12 protein-coding genes are annotated in these 16,124 nt (G+C 68.8%); 1 reads left to right on the top strand and 11 read right to left on the bottom strand.

Annotated features, from left to right (window positions below; translation table 11 throughout):
- The first annotated feature begins 53 nt into the window (after positions 1-53).
- On the top strand, positions 54-677 hold the full coding sequence (locus E0W80_RS11095; protein ID WP_131492538.1) for a glyoxalase: 624 nt from the start codon (positions 54-56) through the stop codon (positions 675-677).
- Between the two features lie 71 nt (positions 678-748).
- Here E0W80_RS11095 and E0W80_RS11100 read toward each other — a convergent pair whose 3' ends face one another.
- From E0W80_RS11100 to E0W80_RS11150, 11 genes are all read right to left on the bottom strand, one after another.
- Positions 749-5,338 carry an ExeM/NucH family extracellular endonuclease gene (locus tag E0W80_RS11100; protein ID WP_240740513.1) on the bottom strand — a complete coding sequence of 1,530 codons (4,590 nt, stop codon included), beginning with the start codon at positions 5,336-5,338 and terminating at the stop codon, positions 749-751.
- A 267-nt stretch (positions 5,339-5,605) separates the two neighbouring features.
- Positions 5,606-6,364: an SURF1 family cytochrome oxidase biogenesis protein gene (locus E0W80_RS11105; protein WP_131492589.1), complete on the bottom strand. Its 759-nt coding sequence runs from the start codon at positions 6,362-6,364 to the stop codon at positions 5,606-5,608.
- Positions 6,365-6,422: 58 nt separating this feature from the next.
- Positions 6,423-7,538 carry a GuaB3 family IMP dehydrogenase-related protein gene (locus E0W80_RS11110; RefSeq protein ID WP_047524178.1) on the bottom strand — a complete coding sequence of 372 codons (1,116 nt, stop codon included), beginning with the start codon at positions 7,536-7,538 and terminating at the stop codon, positions 6,423-6,425.
- 238 nt (positions 7,539-7,776) lie between these two features.
- Complete coding sequence (locus E0W80_RS11120; protein WP_131492542.1) at positions 7,777-9,465, bottom strand: ATP-binding cassette domain-containing protein; 1,689 nt, start codon at positions 9,463-9,465, stop codon at positions 7,777-7,779.
- Between the two features lie 87 nt (positions 9,466-9,552).
- A complete protein-coding gene (locus tag E0W80_RS11125) occupies positions 9,553-11,358 on the bottom strand; it encodes an ATP-binding protein (RefSeq protein ID WP_131492544.1) in 1,806 nt (601 codons plus the stop codon).
- Positions 11,355-11,702, bottom strand: a complete 348-nt coding sequence (locus E0W80_RS11130; RefSeq protein WP_047524175.1) for a response regulator — start codon at positions 11,700-11,702, stop codon at positions 11,355-11,357. The genes E0W80_RS11125 and E0W80_RS11130 overlap by 4 nt, the downstream gene beginning before the upstream one ends.
- A complete protein-coding gene (locus tag E0W80_RS19175; RefSeq protein ID WP_165875444.1) occupies positions 11,699-11,842 on the bottom strand; it encodes a hypothetical protein in 144 nt (47 codons plus the stop codon). The genes E0W80_RS11130 and E0W80_RS19175 overlap by 4 nt, the downstream gene beginning before the upstream one ends.
- On the bottom strand, positions 11,839-13,326 hold the full coding sequence (locus E0W80_RS11135; RefSeq protein ID WP_131492546.1) for a glycosyltransferase: 1,488 nt from the start codon (positions 13,324-13,326) through the stop codon (positions 11,839-11,841). Before E0W80_RS11135 ends, E0W80_RS19175 begins: the two co-directional genes overlap by 4 nt.
- The gene (locus E0W80_RS11140; protein WP_131492548.1) at positions 13,323-14,039 is read right to left on the bottom strand and encodes a PHP domain-containing protein; all 717 of its coding nucleotides are present in this window, start codon (positions 14,037-14,039) and stop codon (positions 13,323-13,325) included. The genes E0W80_RS11135 and E0W80_RS11140 overlap by 4 nt, the downstream gene beginning before the upstream one ends.
- Positions 14,036-15,025, bottom strand: a complete 990-nt coding sequence (locus E0W80_RS11145; RefSeq protein ID WP_131492550.1) for an ATP-grasp domain-containing protein — start codon at positions 15,023-15,025, stop codon at positions 14,036-14,038. The genes E0W80_RS11140 and E0W80_RS11145 overlap by 4 nt, the downstream gene beginning before the upstream one ends.
- Entirely contained in the window at positions 15,025-16,068 is a 1,044-nt protein-coding gene (locus E0W80_RS11150; RefSeq protein ID WP_131492552.1) for a response regulator, read from the bottom strand. The genes E0W80_RS11145 and E0W80_RS11150 overlap by 1 nt, the downstream gene beginning before the upstream one ends.
- Positions 16,069-16,124 lie beyond the last annotated feature (56 nt).

The raw sequence follows: 16,124 nt of genomic DNA on the forward strand, positions 1-16,124 counted from the left end.
TCGATCAGGAATCGAGAAGCGGGCCCCTGCGGAGCCTCCGTAGCGTCTCCTGCATGAACACCACGATCGATTCCCTCACCCTCGACGTCCCGGACGTGGACGCCGCCCGCTCGTTCTACACGCAGGCCTTCGACCTCGGCGACCGCCTGCGCTTCCGCACCGCGGATGCCGAGACCTCCGGCTTCCGCGGGTACACACTCTCGCTCGTCGTCTCGCAGCCGGCGAACGTCCGCGCCCTCGTGGACTCTGCCGTCACCGCCGGCGCCCGCGTGATCAGCCCCGTCTCGAAGTCCCTGTGGGGTGTCGGAGGCACGATCCAGGCACCGGACGGCGCGATCTGGAAGGTCGCGACATCGGCGAAGAAGGACACTGCGCCCCCGAGCCGCACGATCGACGAGATGATCCTCCTGCTCGGCGCGAAGGATGTGGTCGCGTCGAAGAGCTTCTATGCGGATCGCGGCGTCGCGGTCGCGAAGAGCTTCGGACGCAGCTACGTGCAGTTCGACACGGGCGCGAGCCCGATCGGTCTCGGCCTGTACCGGTATGCCTCGCTCGCCAAGGATGCGGGTGTTCCGGCGGCCGGGTCAGGCTCGCATCGGCTCACGGTCCACGGCACGCTGGGCACGGCCGTCGACCCCGACGGGTTCGTGTGGGCTCCGGTCACGGTGACCGCCTGAGTTCCGACGACGCGACGAAGGCCGCCGGGAGCACTCCCGACGGCCTTCGTGCGTGTCATCCGACTACCGGATCAGAACCACCTGGTGAGGAGTTCCCAGAGCCAGTCGAGGATCGCGCCGATGATGCCGCCGGCGCGGTTGACCTTGACGGTGGCGGTCGCCTCGTCGCCATCGGCCTGTGCCGCCGCGACGGTGTACTTGCCCGAGGGAGCGCTCTTCGGCACCGTCACCTGCGTGCTGAAGGTGCCGTCCGCGGACACCTGGACCGTGCCGACCTCGACCGGCTTGCCCTTCTTCGGGCGCAGCTCGATCGTCACCGTCTCACCGGGCTCGTACCCCTGGCCGGTGACCTTGAGGTTCTTGCCCGCCGACACCTTGGACGAGCCCAGGGCGATCGTGCCCGCGAACTCCTCCTCGCCGGCGATCGTGAACGGCACCTGCACGGTGGTCCCCGTCCCGGCGACCGCGACGGTCAGGACCTGTTCGCCGAAGACACCCGACGGAACCGTGAAGGTCAGAGCGGCACGACCGCCCTCATCCGTGGTGTCGACGATCGTCGGATCCACCGCACCCGTCGCCAGGACGGTGTCGCCCAGCGAGAGCGACACCTCTCCTGGAGCCGGCTCACCCGCGCTGAACGCCAGCGACGAGAGCGACACCGTGACCTGGTCACCGGCGCTGTACCCGTCGGCGTCCGCCGGGCTGACCGACACACCGACCGCGCGCTGGGCGTAATCGGGGCTGGCGGTCTTGTTCGCGTCGAACCAGTCGACCATCGACTGCAGGTCGATCTTGCCGGTGTCGCGCTTGCCCGTGCCCTCCTTGAAGGTGGAGAAGTTGTCTCCTCCCGCAGCGAGGAACGAGTTGGCCGCGACCGTGTAGTCCGCCGCAGGATCCACCGGCGTGCCGTCGAGCGTCATCGAGGTGATCCGCGACCCCTGTGCCGCTGCGGGGTCGTACGTGTAGACCAGCCCCTTCGAGACCCCGAGCTTCAGGAACGGACGTGCCGAACCCGCCGGCTGCCACTGCTCCTCGAGCACGCTCTTCAGCTGCGCACCCGTGAGCGTGAGCGTCACGAGCGTGTTGGCGAACGGCTGGACCGTCGCCGCTTCTCGGTAGGTGACGTTGCCGTCGGGATCGGATGCTCCGGAGGACGCGTACGTGAGGTTCGCGCGGATGCCGCCCGGGTTCATGAGAGCCAGGTCGGCGCCGGTGGACGACTGCTGCACGTCGGCGACGAAGTTGCCGATGGTGGACTCTCCACCGCGGTTCTCCGAGCCATTGGTCTGACGCGCGCGGTTGAAGTCCGCCGTGATGTCGCCGACCTTGATCGCTCCCAGGACATCGGCCTCGGCCTTCGCCTTGTCGACGATCGTCTGCACCTCCGGCACTGCCGGATAGAGCGGCTTGCCGGCCTCGGTGAGGGGCTTGATCTCGTTGGTGATCGAGATCAGGTCCTTCGTGGTGGCGTCGACCTGGATGTTCATCAGGCCCAGGTTCTCGCCGTACTGCCCCGCGGAGACGACCGGGCGGCCGTCGATCACGTGGTTGTAGGCGAGGTGGGTGTGGGCCGACACGATGGCGTCCACGTCTTCATCGACCCCGTACACGATCTCGCCGAGCGGCGAATCCGGGGTGATGCTCGACAGCTCGACGCTGGAAGCGCCCTCATGCACGAGCAGGATGATGACATCCGCCTCACCGTTGGACTCGTCGCCGTCGCGCAGGTCGTCGGCCACCGCGTTCACGGAATCGGCGATGCTCCGGACTTCGAGGTCCGCGATGCCCTCCGGCGAGACGAGCGAGTCGAGGTCCTCGGTGACGGCTCCGATGAAGCCGACCTTCACACCGTCGAGCTCCTTGACCCAGGCGGGGGCGAGCGCCGGCTCACCGGTCTCGGTGACGAACACGTTCGAGGCGATGTACTCCCAGTCCGCGCGGTCCTGCACCCGATCGCGCAGGTCCTCCCAGCCCTGGTCGAACTCGTGGTTGCCTGCTGCGCTGACGTCGAGACCGGCCGCGTTGAGGGCGTCGATCGTCGGGTTGTCGTCGTTGATGAACGAGGTGAACGTCGAGGCGCCGATCAGGTCGCCGGCACCGGCGAAGATCGTGTTCGGGTTCGCCTCACGGAACTGCTTCACAGCCCCTGCCAGCACCGCGGCTCCCGCGGCGGCGCCGTCGGCTTCGATCCTTCCGTGGAAGTCGTTGACCGTGACGACGTCGATGCTCACCGGCGGGATCTCCGCGGAGACGCCGACGATGATGGGGTCGTGGTCGCTGGAGCGGTACGGGGTGCCCTCCTCGGTGGCGCCGAACGCGTAGCCGCGGTCGCTCCACTCCGGAGAGTTGATGCCCCAGACTCCGGCGCCCGTGATCGACGAGGCCAGCGACGGCGACGCGATCACGTGGTCGAGGGAACCGAGCTCACCGTCGAACGTGTACGTGTACTGTCCCGATGCCGTGTCGGCGACCAGGTCGCTCCACCCCTTCGAGGTGAACACGTCGATCGGGTCTTCCTCGCTGTAGGCGTTGAAGTCGCCGATCAGCAGCATGTCGCCGCTGCCCGTCGTCTCCTCCAGGTCTTCTGTGAAGGCGAGGATCGCGTTCGCCTGCGCGACGCGGTCGGCGTTGAAGAAGCCCTGCCCGTCGGCCGGCTCGGCGCCCGCGCCCTGGGGCGGCGACTTCGACTTCAGGTGGTTGGCCACGACCGTGACCACACGGCCGTCGATGTCGAACGCCTGGGCGATGGGCTCGCGGGCGTTGCCCCACACGCTCTCATCCGTGACGGTGGCACTGTCGCCCACCGTCGTGACGGCATCCTTCTTGTAGATGATGGCGTTCGTGATGTAGTCGGTGGTGGCCGCGTCGTTCAGCGCGTCGGGCGTGGGCACGTAGTCCCATACCTCGGCGCCCGCGTCGTCGTTGAGGCCGGCGACCAGATCCTCGAGCGCCGAGTCGATCGGCTTGCCCAGCTTCACGGAGTTCTCGATCTCCATGAGGGAGACGATCTCGGCGTCCAGGCCGTTGATCGCCGCGACGATCTTCGACTTCTGGATCGCGAACTGCGCGGCGTTCGCCGCACCCCGGGCGTTCGAGTTCTCGCTCTTCAGCGTCGTGAAGTAGTTGTAGACGTTGAACGAGGCCACCTGGACGTCACCGCCGACCTCCGGAGCCGACGCGGTCCGCGGGTTCGTCGCCTCGAATCCGACCTTGAGGTCGGCCGACGAGGAATCGTCGATCGGCACGACCGGCTGCAGACGCCAGTCGTCGAACCCCCACTGCAGCACGTAGCCGTTGTCGCTGAAGTCCACGACGTCGCCGTTGCGGACGACGGTGTCCTTCGTGAAGTACGGCTGCTCGCCGGGGTGGCCGCTGTTCGTGACCTGGATCGACCAGCCGTCATCCAGGAGGATGCGGTTAGCGCGGTTGGCCGCGGCGATCGCGGTGGCCTCGTCGCCGGGGCGCGTGGTCTCCGTGCTCTTCACCGCGAGGTCTTCACCGGCGTTCAGCCAGAGCGTTCCGTAGTTGTACAGCTGGTGGCTGGAGGCCAGGCGGTAGCTTCCCTCCGGTGCCACGTACATGTTCTCGTACTGCTCCCGATCGGCACCGCGCACCGAGTCCGGCAGCGGTGTGACGGCGGGGACGCCGACTCCCGCAGTCAGCACCGCGACGTCACCGGCCGCGGCCGGGGTGATCTGGGTCTGCCCGAAGTACTCGCTCACCGCACCGGTCACCGAGACGAGGTCGCCGATCTCGAGTGTCGGGGACAGCGCGTTCAGGAAGACGAACACCCCGTCCGAGGCGCCCGGCGTGGCATCCGTCGCTCCGCCGGAGCCCTGGGTCTGGATGACGATGCCCTTGTAGCCGCCCGTGCGGTAGTCCGCCGTGACGACGCCCTCGACCTCGACCGTCTGGCCGTTCAGCGGGGAGACATCGGTCGTGCCCTGGACCTCGGCGATCGTCGCCGCGATCGGATCCTCACCCGGGTCTGTTCCGGGGTCGGTGCCGCCGGAGCCCTGCGGGGTGATCGTCGCAGAGAGCGTGAAGTCCGCGCTGTTGTCGTCGGTGTCGACAGCGCCCGTGCGGTTCAACGACTTGACGTCGGTGTTCCCCGACGGCGCCGTGGCCGCCTTCGTCTCGAAGGTGTTCGACGAGCCGTAGCCGAGCAGGTCGACCACACCGTCCACACCCACCGTCGAACCCGGCGTGAGAGTGACGGCGGCGGTGCCCTCGACGAGGGCGAGTGTGCCGTTGGTGCCGCTCGGAGTCAGGGTGGTGACGGCATCCGGCGTGGGGAGCTCGGCACCGTTCGCGCCGTTGCTGTTGCCCTGCACCAGGTAGTAGCCGCCGGCGGGGATCTCCCCGGTGAGCGCGGCCACACCGTTGAAGGCGCCTGTGCCGCTGGCGGACCGGTACTGCAGCGACATGCCATCGAGGGTGATCGCGGCGGACGTCGGGTTGTAGAGCTCGACGAACTTGTTCTTGAAGGCCGCCCCCGCGCTGCCGCCGGAGAGATACGCCTCGTTGATCACCACCCCCGTGCCCGTGGTGTCGGCTGCGGCGGGAACGGCGGCCAGCGAGCCGAAGCTCAGCGCGGCGACGCAGGTCACGGCGAGAGCGCCGATGCGCCCCCGACTTCTACGGTGCGAGACCGGAACCATGCGGTTCCTCTCGTCTGGGGCGGACATCATCGGTGCTGTCTCCTCGGTCGGGTTCGACACTTCTCAGGACTGTCACGGCACACAGGGAAAACTCCCAGCGCGCTCACATGGTGTGAGCATACGGAGCGGTCAGGACATCCTCAACGGAGTTTCCCGATTCGTCACCGAGCGCTCACCGGATGGCCCGAGGGACCCCTGACGAAGGTCGCTATCGCCGCACGGGAGCACACAATTGCGCACCGTCGAGCGCGCGGATGCGCGCGATGATCAGGTGGTTTCCCGACCGAGAGCGTCTTCGAACTCCTCGACCTCGCGCTCCCAGGCATCTTTCGCCAGGCGGTACCAGAGGTAGAAGGCGAAGCCCGCGAAGATGGCCCACTCGACCGCGTAGAAGACGTTCAGCCAGTTGACCGGCGACATCTCCTCGGGTGCGGGCGACGAGATGTCGACCAGCCCCGCGGACGCCGTGGTCGAGGCGAGGTAGGGGCGGTACACGTGAAGCTGCTCGATGTCGTGCCATCGGCTGAGCAGGGCGGCGGGCGACATCCGGTCCAACTGCTCGGGAGCGGAGTGCGGGGGGACACGGGGCCCTTCGTCCGAGATCACCCGACCGGTCACCTCGACCTCTGACCCGTCCGCGTCGGCTTCGAGCTCTCGCACGGCCGCATCCGCGGTCTCCCGATCGGGGGTCCACCCGATCGCGACGGCGATCGACGTGCGCTCTGCGACCCGCAGCTGTCCGGTCACCCAGTACCCCGGGACATCGTCGTTGAAACGGCTCGACACGACGATGAAGTCCTCGGGGATCCAGCGCCCCGAGGTCTCGACGCGCTGGCCCACGAGCGGCTCGGGGAGGTATTCACCCGGCTCGACGACATCGGTGAGCTGCTGCACCTGCTCGGTCTGGCCGGCGGGAGGCGGATCGGTGTCGATCGCGCGTTCCAACTGCCACTGGCCGAGCCAGGCGAACACCCCGGCGACGAGGAGGCACAGCAGCAGCACCCCGATCCAGCGCCCCCGGAGCATGACCTCGCGGAGGGTCGGGGGGAACAGAGCAGGAGTCGTCACGGTCGAGCGCTGTGCCTCAGGCCTCGTACGGCGCGAGCACGACCTCGACCCGCTGGAACTCCTTGAGGTCGGAGTATCCGGTGGTCGCCATCGACTTGCGCAGCGCGCCGATGAGGTTCGCGGTGCCGTCGGCGACCGGGGCCGGGCCGTAGAGGATCTCCTCGAGCGTGCCGATTCCCCCGACCTCGACACGACGGCCTCGCGGCAGCTTCGAGTGGTGGGCTTCGGGACCCCAGTGGAAGCCGCGGCCGGGCGCATCGGTGGCCCGAGCGAGCGCGACACCGAGCATGACGGCGTCCGCCCCCATGGCGAGCGCCTTGACGATGTCGCCGGAGGTGCCGACGCCCCCATCGGCGATCACGTGGACGTAGCGGCCCCCGGACTCGTCGAGGTAGTCGCGGCGAGCCGCGGCGACGTCGGAGACCGCGGTCGCCATCGGCGCGTGGATGCCGAGAGTGGCACGCGTCGTGGATGCCGCCCCGCCGCCGAAGCCGACGAGCACACCTGCTGCGCCCGTGCGCATGAGGTGGAGGGCCGCGGTGTAGGTCGCCGCGCCGCCGACGATGACGGGGACGTCGAGGTCGTAGATGAACTTCTTGAGGTTGAGGGGCTCCGCGACGCTCGAGACGTGCTCGGCAGACACGGTGGTGCCGCGGATCACGAACAGGTCGACGCCCGCTGCGGCGACCGTGTCGTAGTACTCCTGGGTGCGCTGCGGCGTCAGCGAACCGGCGACCGTGACGCCGGACTCGCGGATCTCGGCGAGTCGGCGGGTGATGAGCTCGGGCTTGATCGGCTCCGAGTACAGCTGCTGCATCCGGACGGTGGCCTCGCCCTCGTCGAGTCCGGCGATCTCCGCCAGCAGCGGCTCCGGGTCTTCATAACGCGTCCACAGACCCTCGAGGTCGAGGACGCCGAGCCCGCCGAGCTGTCCGAGCATGATCGCCGTCTGCGGGCTCACGACCGAGTCCATCGGCGCTCCCAGCACCGGGATGTCGAAGCCGAAGGCGTCGATCGTCCATGCGGTCGACACGTCCTCCGGGTTGCGCGTGCGCCGCGATGGCACCACCGCGATGTCGTCGAACGTGTACGCGCGACGTGCGCGCTTTCCTCGGCCGAGCTCGATCTCCATGGTCACCCGTCCAGCCTACCCGGGAGCGGGGGTCGGCTCGGGCGGACGCACGCGGCCCGGCTCCTGATGGTCGACCACGACCGAGACGACAGGGTCGGCACGATCTCGTCGACGTTCTGGCAGCCACGCAACTGGATGTAGCGCTCGACCACCGTCTGCGTCGGCGCGTTCCTCTCCGGACGACCCAAGGTCGGATCCATCTGGAAGCCGACGAAGACGCGGTGCCCGCTCCGTATCGTCAGCGGGCGCGGGCCACGCGGCGCTCATCCCAGACCGGTTCGTCGGACTCGTACACGTCCCCGCCCGAGCCGAACACCAGGAACCGGTCGAGCGATCGCGCGAACCATCGATCGTGTGTCACGGCCAGCACCGTGCCCTCGAATCGCGCGAGTGCCTGTTCCAGTGCCTCGGCCGACTCCAGGTCGAGATTGTCGGTCGGCTCGTCCAGGAGCAGCAGCGTCGCCCCGGAGAGCTCGAGCAACAAGACTTGGAAACGTGCCTGCTGTCCACCGGACAGCGAGTCGAAGGTCTGCAGGGCCTGACGCACGAGCCCATAACGGTCGAGCGCCGAGCTCGCGGCATCGCGTGGCATCCCGGTGCGACGATCGTCACCCCGGTGCAGGATGTCGAGGAGCGTGCGTCCGACGAACTCCGGATGCGCGTGCGTCTGCGCGAACAGACCGGGCACGACCCGCGCTCCGAGCGTCGCTGCGCCGGTATGCTCGACCACGCTCAGCTGCTCCCCCGACGAGGTGACGTGACCGAGCGTGGTGTCGGGGTCGCTGCCACCACGCGCGAGCAAGCGCAGGAAGTGGGACTTGCCCGACCCGTTCGAGCCGAGCACGGCGACGCGATCGCCGTACCAGATCTCCGTGTCGAACGGCCGCATCAGCCCGGTCAGCTCCAGGCGCTGCACCACCACGGCGCGCTTGCCCGTGCGCGCTCCCCGCAGGCGCATGTCGAAATCCTGCGCGGGCGGGCGCTCCTCGGGCGGACCCGCCTCTTCGAACTTCCGCAACCGCGTCTGCGCCGCCTGGTACCGAGACGCGAAGCCGTCGTTCGCCGACGCCTTCACCTTGAGGTTCGCGACGAGGGTGCGCAGCTTCTCGTGCTGCTCATCCCAGCGACGACGCAGTTCGTCGAGCCGCTCCATCCGGTCCGCCCGCGCCTGCGGATAGGTACCGAATCCACCGCCGTGGACCCAGGCCGTGGCACCCGCGCCACCGGGCTCGAGCGTGATCAGCCGATCGATCGCGCGCGCCAGGAGTTCCCGGTCGTGCGACACGAGCAGCACGGTCTTCGGCGTCGCCCGCAGCTGCTCCTCGAGCCAGCGCTTCGTCGGGACGTCGAGGTAGTTGTCCGGCTCATCGAGCAGCAGCACCTCGTCGGGTCCGCGCAGCAGCGCTTCGAGTGCGAGCCGCTTCTGCTCGCCCCCGGACAGCGTCGTGAGCTCGCGGAACCGCGCCCGCTCGAACGGCACCCCGAGCGCCGCGACCGTGCACTGATCCCAGACGGTCTCGTGCTCGTATCCACCGGCGTCGGCGTATTCGGCGATCGCCGACGCATACGCCATCTGCGTGTCGTGCTCGTCGCGCTCGATCAACGCGTTCTCCGCAGCTTCGAGCGTCTCGGCCGCGGTACGGATGCGCGCGGGCGCGACGCGCACGAGCAGGTGGTGGACCGTCTCCCCGGCCTCGCCGTGACCGACGAACTGGTCCATGACGCCCAGGCCGCCCTCGATCGTCACGACCCCGTCGTCGGCGGGCTGATCGCCGCGGATGATGCGCAGCAACGTCGTCTTGCCCGCGCCGTTGGGGCCGATGAGCGCACTCGTCGACCCGGAACCGACACGGAACGACACCTCGTCGAGAAGCGGTCTGCCGTCGGGGAGCGTCAGTGAGACGCTGGAGACATCGATGTAGCCCACGGTGCGTGGCCGTCCTTCCGCCCCGCATGTGCCGAGCCGACCAGGCTATCAGCGCGAGCGGCCGGGCACGAACCGCGGCCGGCCGCGTCAGTCGACGTGACCCAGGCTCGTGAGCGCTTCGGTGCGAGGGGCGACCGGGAGGACGAACCGGAACTCGGTGCCGACGCCCTCCTGACTCGTGACGTCCATGGTGCCGCCGTGCGCCAGGACGATCGCTCGCGTGATCGTGAGTCCGAGCCCCACCCCCGGTACGGCGTTACGTGTCGCGGTCGACGCGCGGAAGAAGCGCGTGAACAGCATCCCCTGCTCGTTCTCGGGGATCCCGACCCCGGTGTCCCTGACCGAGAGCTCCACTCCCTCGTCCACCAGGCGCACCCGCGCCGTGACCCGACCACCGCTCGGCGTGAACTTGATGGCGTTGGAGAGGAGGTTGTCGAGCGCCTGGCCGATCCTTCCGGAGTCGACCACGAGGCGGACCGGGTCAGGGCCGACCTCGGCGTCGATCTCGATACCCTCTCGTTGCGCGTGCGGGCCCGCCGACACCACCGCCGAACGGACGAGCTCGGCGACATCGGCCTCCTCGCGATCGAGCGGGAACCGCCCGGATTCCACCTGTGCGGTGAAGAGGAGGTCGCCGACGAGGTTGAGCAGGCGCTGCGCATTGCGCTCGATGATGGACACGAACTCCTGCTGGTCGCCGGTGAGCGGCTGACCGGGATCGTTCTGGAGCAGATCGAGGAATCCGATGATCGCGCTGAGCGGGGTGCGCAGCTCGTGCGAGATCATCCCGACGAACTCGTCCTTCATCCGGGCGACCTCGACCGCCCTGGTCTCGTCGGTGAGCACGAACAGGTAGCCCTGCTGCGCACCGGCGCCGTCCTTGTGGGGGCTCACGGTCACGCGGGCGGGAACGGTCGTGCCGCCCGCGGTCGTCACCTCGATGTCACCGTCGACCGTGAGTCCTGCATCGGCCTGCGCGAACAAGGCCTGGATCCCCGGCGAGAGCCCGTCCTCGCCCGAGCGACGATCACCGGACGACGGCAGGCGGTCGGCATGCTCCGCCGCCAGCATCGACAGGACGGCGGTGGAGAAGAAGCGGTCGACGCGCACATCTTTCAGCGCCTCACCGGCCGAGAGCCCCAGCAGGCGCTCGGCCCCGGGGTTCCAGGCCGTGACGACACCCGCGCGCGTCGTGACGATCACGGCCTGCGCGGTGATCGACGACCAGACGCTCTCGAACGTATCCAGGAGCTCGCGGTACTGGCGCTCCTTGTCGCGCAGCTGCACGATCATCGCGACGTTCTCCGACAGCGCCTTGGTGCGCTCGGCCACCAGTTCCTCCGCCTGCTCGATGCGCAGACGCTGCTGTCGGGAGAGCTGGTTGATGACCGCCGCCACCGCGGCGAAGACCAGAGGGGCGACGACACCACGGAGCCACTCGGTCGAGGTGTGGGGTGGATCGGTCAGATACGGCATGAGCAGCGCGACGCAGGTGAGGCCTGCGACCACGAAGACCCAGCGGATGCCGGGTGCCGCCGCCAACCAGACCACGGGAAGGAGGATGAGAGCGGAGAAGAGAGCACCGGGGCCTCCCGTGCCGGTGCGAAAGAGGCCGAGACCGACGATGTCGAGGATCGGGATGAGCAGGACGGCCCACCCATCGTGGATCCCCCGTGCGGTGAGCACCGCGGCGAGGACGGTGGCCCCGAGAACCAGAGCGATACCGCCGACCGCCGACGCGGCATGAGTGACCGGCAGGTCCGGCACCCACCAGGTGAGCAGCCCCGCGAGGACGGCCGCGATGACCGTCGGTGCCTGCTTGAGCAACGGGCTCGGGTCGTCGAAGATCCGATACCACCGGTTCTCGGCCCGGTCGAGCGGCGTGGCCCTCATCGCTCGACCCGCCCCACGATGGCGTGCAGGTCGGCCCCGGTGATGGGCTTCGGCAGGGCGGCATCCGCCGGCGGGTAGTCGGCCGCGTCGAGCACCGAGCTGATCACGAGGAAGCAGCGAGGGAACCGGTCCTGTACCAGACGCGCGCACTCCTGCCCCGAGATCCCGGGCAGGAGCAGGTCGAGCACCGCCAGGACCGGATCGATCTCATCGAAGGCGGCGATCGCCGACTCGGCGTCGCGGGCGATGAACACGTCGAAGCCCTCGCGATCGAGATAGCGGCGCAGCAGCGCCGCCTGATCGGGGGCGTCTTCCACGACCAGGGCCAACGGCCTCCCGGTCATCGAAGGAACAGCTCTCGCACGATGACGACGGCGACGACGACGACGAGAGCGATGATCGCCTGCGGGATCAGTCGCCGCTCGCGGCGCGCATCCTCGGCGATCTCCTCCGCTTCGGTGTCGTGTGACGGTGCTGCGGTCATGAGTCCACACGTCCGATCTTCTCGGTCTTGATCCAGGAGGCGTCGGCGCGACGCCATTCTTTGATGTACGAATCCACCGTGATGGCGCAGAGCAGGGACCCGTAGCCGCAGATGTAGAGGAGCAGGCCGGCGAAGAAGCGGCCGGCAGGGAGCGGTTCCACCGCGCGAGCGAGCCAGATCCCCAGCATCGAGATCGGACCCCACAGATAGAAGATCACCGCCCAGGTGAACAACGTCTGCTCGGTGGCGCGCTGGCCGAGCGCCTGCAGAAGCGCCTGGAACAGCCACGGGAAGAGGGCGATGGCCATGAGGAGGAGCGCCCCGAGCCCGGGGAACATGATCGCCTCACGCCAGGAATGCCTCCCCGTTCGCGGGTCGAGCTGCACGGAGAAGAGTATCGAGAAGAGATAGATGCAGGCCGCCGAGATCCACATGAAGCGGAACACGAACTCGGCGATGTCGCTGTGCAGGACCAGCAGCGCGAGCATTCCCGCCGCGGCGAGGAGCATGAACGCCGGCAGCAGCAGGATAGTGAACCAGGCCAGACCGAATGAGAAGCTCCCCAGGCGATGAGTGGGGCTCGGACGGAACCACAGCTTCCGGTAGATCGATGTCAGCTGCACGTTGCCCCGCGCCCAGCGCAGGCGCTGCTTCCACAGGCTGTCGATCGTCCGCGGCTCTTCGGCCAGCACGACGGCGTGCGGCTCGAAGACCATGCGCCGCCCCTTGAGCTGACCTTCGAACGTGGTCATGGTGTCTTCTGCGAGGGTCCCCGTCGGGATGCGTCCGCCGATCGCCTCGAGGTTCGCGCGGGAATGCAGCTGCGCCCCGCCGGCGAGGCACGCGATCGCGCCGCCGACGTTCTGCACCCGGCGCGCGGAGAGCTGCCCGATCACGTACTCGATCGCGATGAAGCGCGTGAGGTAGTTGCGGTCGCGGCTGCCCTCGGCGATGTAGGCGGTCGCGGCACCGACGTCGTCGTCGGCGAGATGCCGGCTGAGCTTGCGGAGGGAGTCGCGTGCGAAGATGACGTCCGCATCCATGATGAGCACGGCTTCGGTCCACTCGTCCGCGAGCGCCACCTCGAGTCCGTGGTTGAGCGTGTGCGCCTTGCCTTCGCCGCCCTTCTCGCGCCGCAGGTGCACGACGCGTCCAGGATGTGCTGCCGCCTTCGCGGCGACGATGGTGGGTGTGTCGTCCGTGGACGCATCGTCGACGACGAAGATCCTCAGTCGCTCGCCGGGGTACTCCAGCTGGAGCAGCCGTTCGATGGCGGGGCCGATGACGAGCCCCTCGTTCCACGCCGGGATGATGACCGCGACGTTCGGGTGATACGGGGCCGCCTTGCCGTAATGGTTGCGGAAGGCGTGCAGCGGCAGCACGAGGAACTGCAACCCCGTGTTGACGACGGGCAGCGTGCCGACCAGCACGCAGAGCAGGAGGACGACGACGAGCACCGTCTGGAGCCAGGTCAGATCCGTCATGAGGAAGCCTCGATCGCGTCGAGCAGCGGGATCACGCGGGAGTATCGGCCGACATCCGCCGCTTCATGACTGTCCGTCGAGGCGACGAGCTCTCCACCCGCCCGGCGCAGGGCCGACAGCGCTTCAGGCCCGGGGCACGCCCATTTCTCGTTGACCTCCACCCGTGTCGCGGTGTCGACGGCGGCACGTGCCCAGGCCTGCGTCCGCTCCGCCCCGAGATCCTGCTCGGACAGCCCGATCTTGGGCAGGAGGGAGAAGCAGTGCGCGAGCTGGTTTCCCGGGTACCGGCGCATCGTGGCGATCAGGGCGTTCACGAGCTGGTCGAGCACGTCGTCCACCGCCCACCCTGCGGCGATCCGCTCGCGCACGACGGACGGGCCGAGCGGACCGTCGACACCGGGGTACTGATGGTCGGCGATCAGGATCCGGTCGATGCCGTCCGGCAGAGCCGGGATGTCGAGGGAGCCGGAGCTGTCGAGGATCTTCGCTTCCACACCGGTGAGCACCACGAGCCCGTCCGGCACCCGGAGAGCGCGCACGGCGGAGAGGTACTCGGGCACCCAGGTGGTGCTCTCACGCACATGGTCGACCAACCGCACCGTGCTCAGACCCGCCGCCGCCGCGGCCTCGACATTCTCGGAGAGCGTCGAGACGGCGTCGTCGGAGAAGGTCGAATGGACGTGGTGATCGCCGCGAAGCAAGGGGTGACTCACAGCTCCTCCTGGTGCCCCGCGTGGTCGGAGACCAGCACGTCCTCGACCTCGACGATCACGTCTTCCAGGAAGCGCACCGAAGCGACCTCACGGAACGGGATGTTCACCGGCAGCTCACGCCCCAGGAACAGATCCGCGACGAGCGACGGGATGTCGACCCCGGCCGCGATCGTGAGCGGCAGCGCCCCGGGGAAGCGCGGGTTGACCTCGAGCAGCACGGCACGACCGGCGCGGTCACGACGCAGCTGGACGTTCGCGACGCCCACGAGTCCGATGGCCCGCGCGATCGATGCGGCGGTCTCTTCGAGTTCGGGATCGCGCACGGTGCGTCCGGCGATCGCGACCCCCGAGTCGACCCTGGCACGGGTGCGCGGCACGGCGGCGACCACAGCACCCGCAGCATCGGCGATGACGTCGACCGAGTACTCCTCCCCCGGGAGGAAGTCCTGCACGATCAGGCCTTCGTCCGTGGGCAGCGCCTCGAGAGCGGCACGATTCGGTACGAGTCGGACGCCACGGCTTCCCGCACCCTGGCGAGGCTTGGCGAAGACCGGGAACTCCCAGTCGACGGCCTCCGCCTCGGGGCCGGCGAGGACCGTGCGGGGTGTGCGACCGGTCGGGGCGCATCGCTCGGCGAGGGCGAGCTTGTCGAGCGCGGTGTTCAACGTGTCCGCCGAGGGCGCGGCCAGGACCGCGGGGGCCAGCTCGTCCCGTCGTCCGGCGAGGGCGATGAGCTCGACATCGACCGTAGAGATCACGAGGTCCAGGGCGTCAGCTTCCACCATCCGCGCGATGGCCGGCACGAAGTCCACGTCCCGCCCCGGTGGCACCAGACGACGCTGCGCCGGGGGCACCAGATAGATGCCGCTCGCCCACCCGTCCATGTCGGCGGCGAACACGGTCAGATCGGCTCGGCGGAGGAGGGAGCGGATCACGGCCACACCTGCCGGACCTCCCGCGCCGGTCACCAGTACGCGCGTCGTCATCAGCTCTCCCGTCGGCTGAGTTCGTGGGCACCGATGAACTCCGCCGTCTCACGTACCACCTCGAGGGGTTCGACGGCTGTCCCACCCCCGAACCGCGACCAGTATCGTGCGGTCGCCGTGACGAACTCGGGTGCGAGGTACTCCCGGCTCGCGGTCTGCGAGTGGAAGCTCTCCAGGAGCCGGAGCTTCTCGTCCAGGTACTGGTCGATCCGCACGAACCGCGTGGGGCGGAAGTCGATCGTCGACGACGGGCTCTGGTAGCAGGCGACCGTGCCGACGCGCCGGGTGGCCACGATCGTGGCCTCACTCACGGCCCGGTGATCCTGGTGTCTGTCGTGACCCGAATGCGTGTAGACGATGGTGGGGCGGATCTCCTGCACCACCTCTTCGATGAGGCGCACGGTCGATCCGCCGCCGGGGATCTCGGTGTCGACGAGGTCCTTGAGGAAGAGCCGGGCGCCGAGCAACTCGGCCGCGGCCAGCGACTCGTCCTGTCGGCTGTCGGCGTCACCGCCTCTGGCACCGCGGGAGAGGGTGAGGATCGTGATCTCGTCGCCCGCCCTGGCGTGGGCCGCGAGAAGTCCGCCGACGCCGATCTCCACGTCATCGGGGTGCGCGCCGATCGCGAGCACCCGTTCCGGTTGGCGGGCCCCCTCCCGGCGCCGACGCCCCTCCTCGATCAGCCGGGTGACGGACTCGACGAGTTTGGCGTTGTCGAGCGGTTTCGTGAGGAACTCGTCCGCCTGCGCACGCAGCGCGGAGACCGCGTACTCGACGGAGACGTGGGCCGTCATCACCAGCACGGGCACGGTCGGAACCGTTCGACGCAGCTCGGCCAGCAACTCCAGGCCGCTCAGCCCCGGCATCTCGATGTCGGTCACGACGACGTCGGGGCGCTGAGCGCCGACACGCTCGACGGCGACCTGACCGTCTTCCGCGACATCGACGATGCAGCCCGCCCGCCGCTCGAGCACGGTCTTGACGAGCAGGGCGACGTCCGGATCGTCATCGACGACGAGAACGCGAGGAGAATCCTCAGGCATGGATACAGCTCTCCTTGGGGAGGTTCCCTGACCGATGGGGATCGGCCTGCGATCTC

Source organism: Microbacterium sp. PI-1 (genome assembly GCF_004337555.1).
Lineage (GTDB): Bacteria > Actinomycetota > Actinomycetes > Actinomycetales > Microbacteriaceae > Microbacterium > Microbacterium aurugineum.

Bases quoted from the DNA above. Each gene is read 5' to 3' on its own strand.
- E0W80_RS11130 (WP_047524175.1), bottom strand. From the start codon at position 11,702: ATGACCGGGAGGCCGTTGGCCCTGGTCGTGGAAGACGCCCCCGATCAG.
- E0W80_RS11150 (WP_131492552.1), bottom strand. From the start codon at position 16,068: ATGCCTGAGGATTCTCCTCGCGTTCTCGTCGTCGATGACGATCCGGAC.
- E0W80_RS11100 (WP_240740513.1), bottom strand. From the start codon at position 5,338: ATGGTTCCGGTCTCGCACCGTAGAAGTCGGGGGCGCATCGGCGCTCTC.
- E0W80_RS19175 (WP_165875444.1), bottom strand. From the start codon at position 11,842: ATGACCGCAGCACCGTCACACGACACCGAAGCGGAGGAGATCGCCGAG.
- E0W80_RS11135 (WP_131492546.1), bottom strand. From the start codon at position 13,326: ATGACGGATCTGACCTGGCTCCAGACGGTGCTCGTCGTCGTCCTCCTG.
- E0W80_RS11125 (WP_131492544.1), bottom strand. From the start codon at position 11,358: ATGAGGGCCACGCCGCTCGACCGGGCCGAGAACCGGTGGTATCGGATC.
- E0W80_RS11095 (WP_131492538.1), top strand. From the start codon at position 54: ATGAACACCACGATCGATTCCCTCACCCTCGACGTCCCGGACGTGGAC.
- E0W80_RS11105 (WP_131492589.1), bottom strand. From the start codon at position 6,364: ATGCTCCGGGGGCGCTGGATCGGGGTGCTGCTGCTGTGCCTCCTCGTC.
- E0W80_RS11110 (WP_047524178.1), bottom strand. From the start codon at position 7,538: ATGGAGATCGAGCTCGGCCGAGGAAAGCGCGCACGTCGCGCGTACACG.
- E0W80_RS11145 (WP_131492550.1), bottom strand. From the start codon at position 15,025: ATGACGACGCGCGTACTGGTGACCGGCGCGGGAGGTCCGGCAGGTGTG.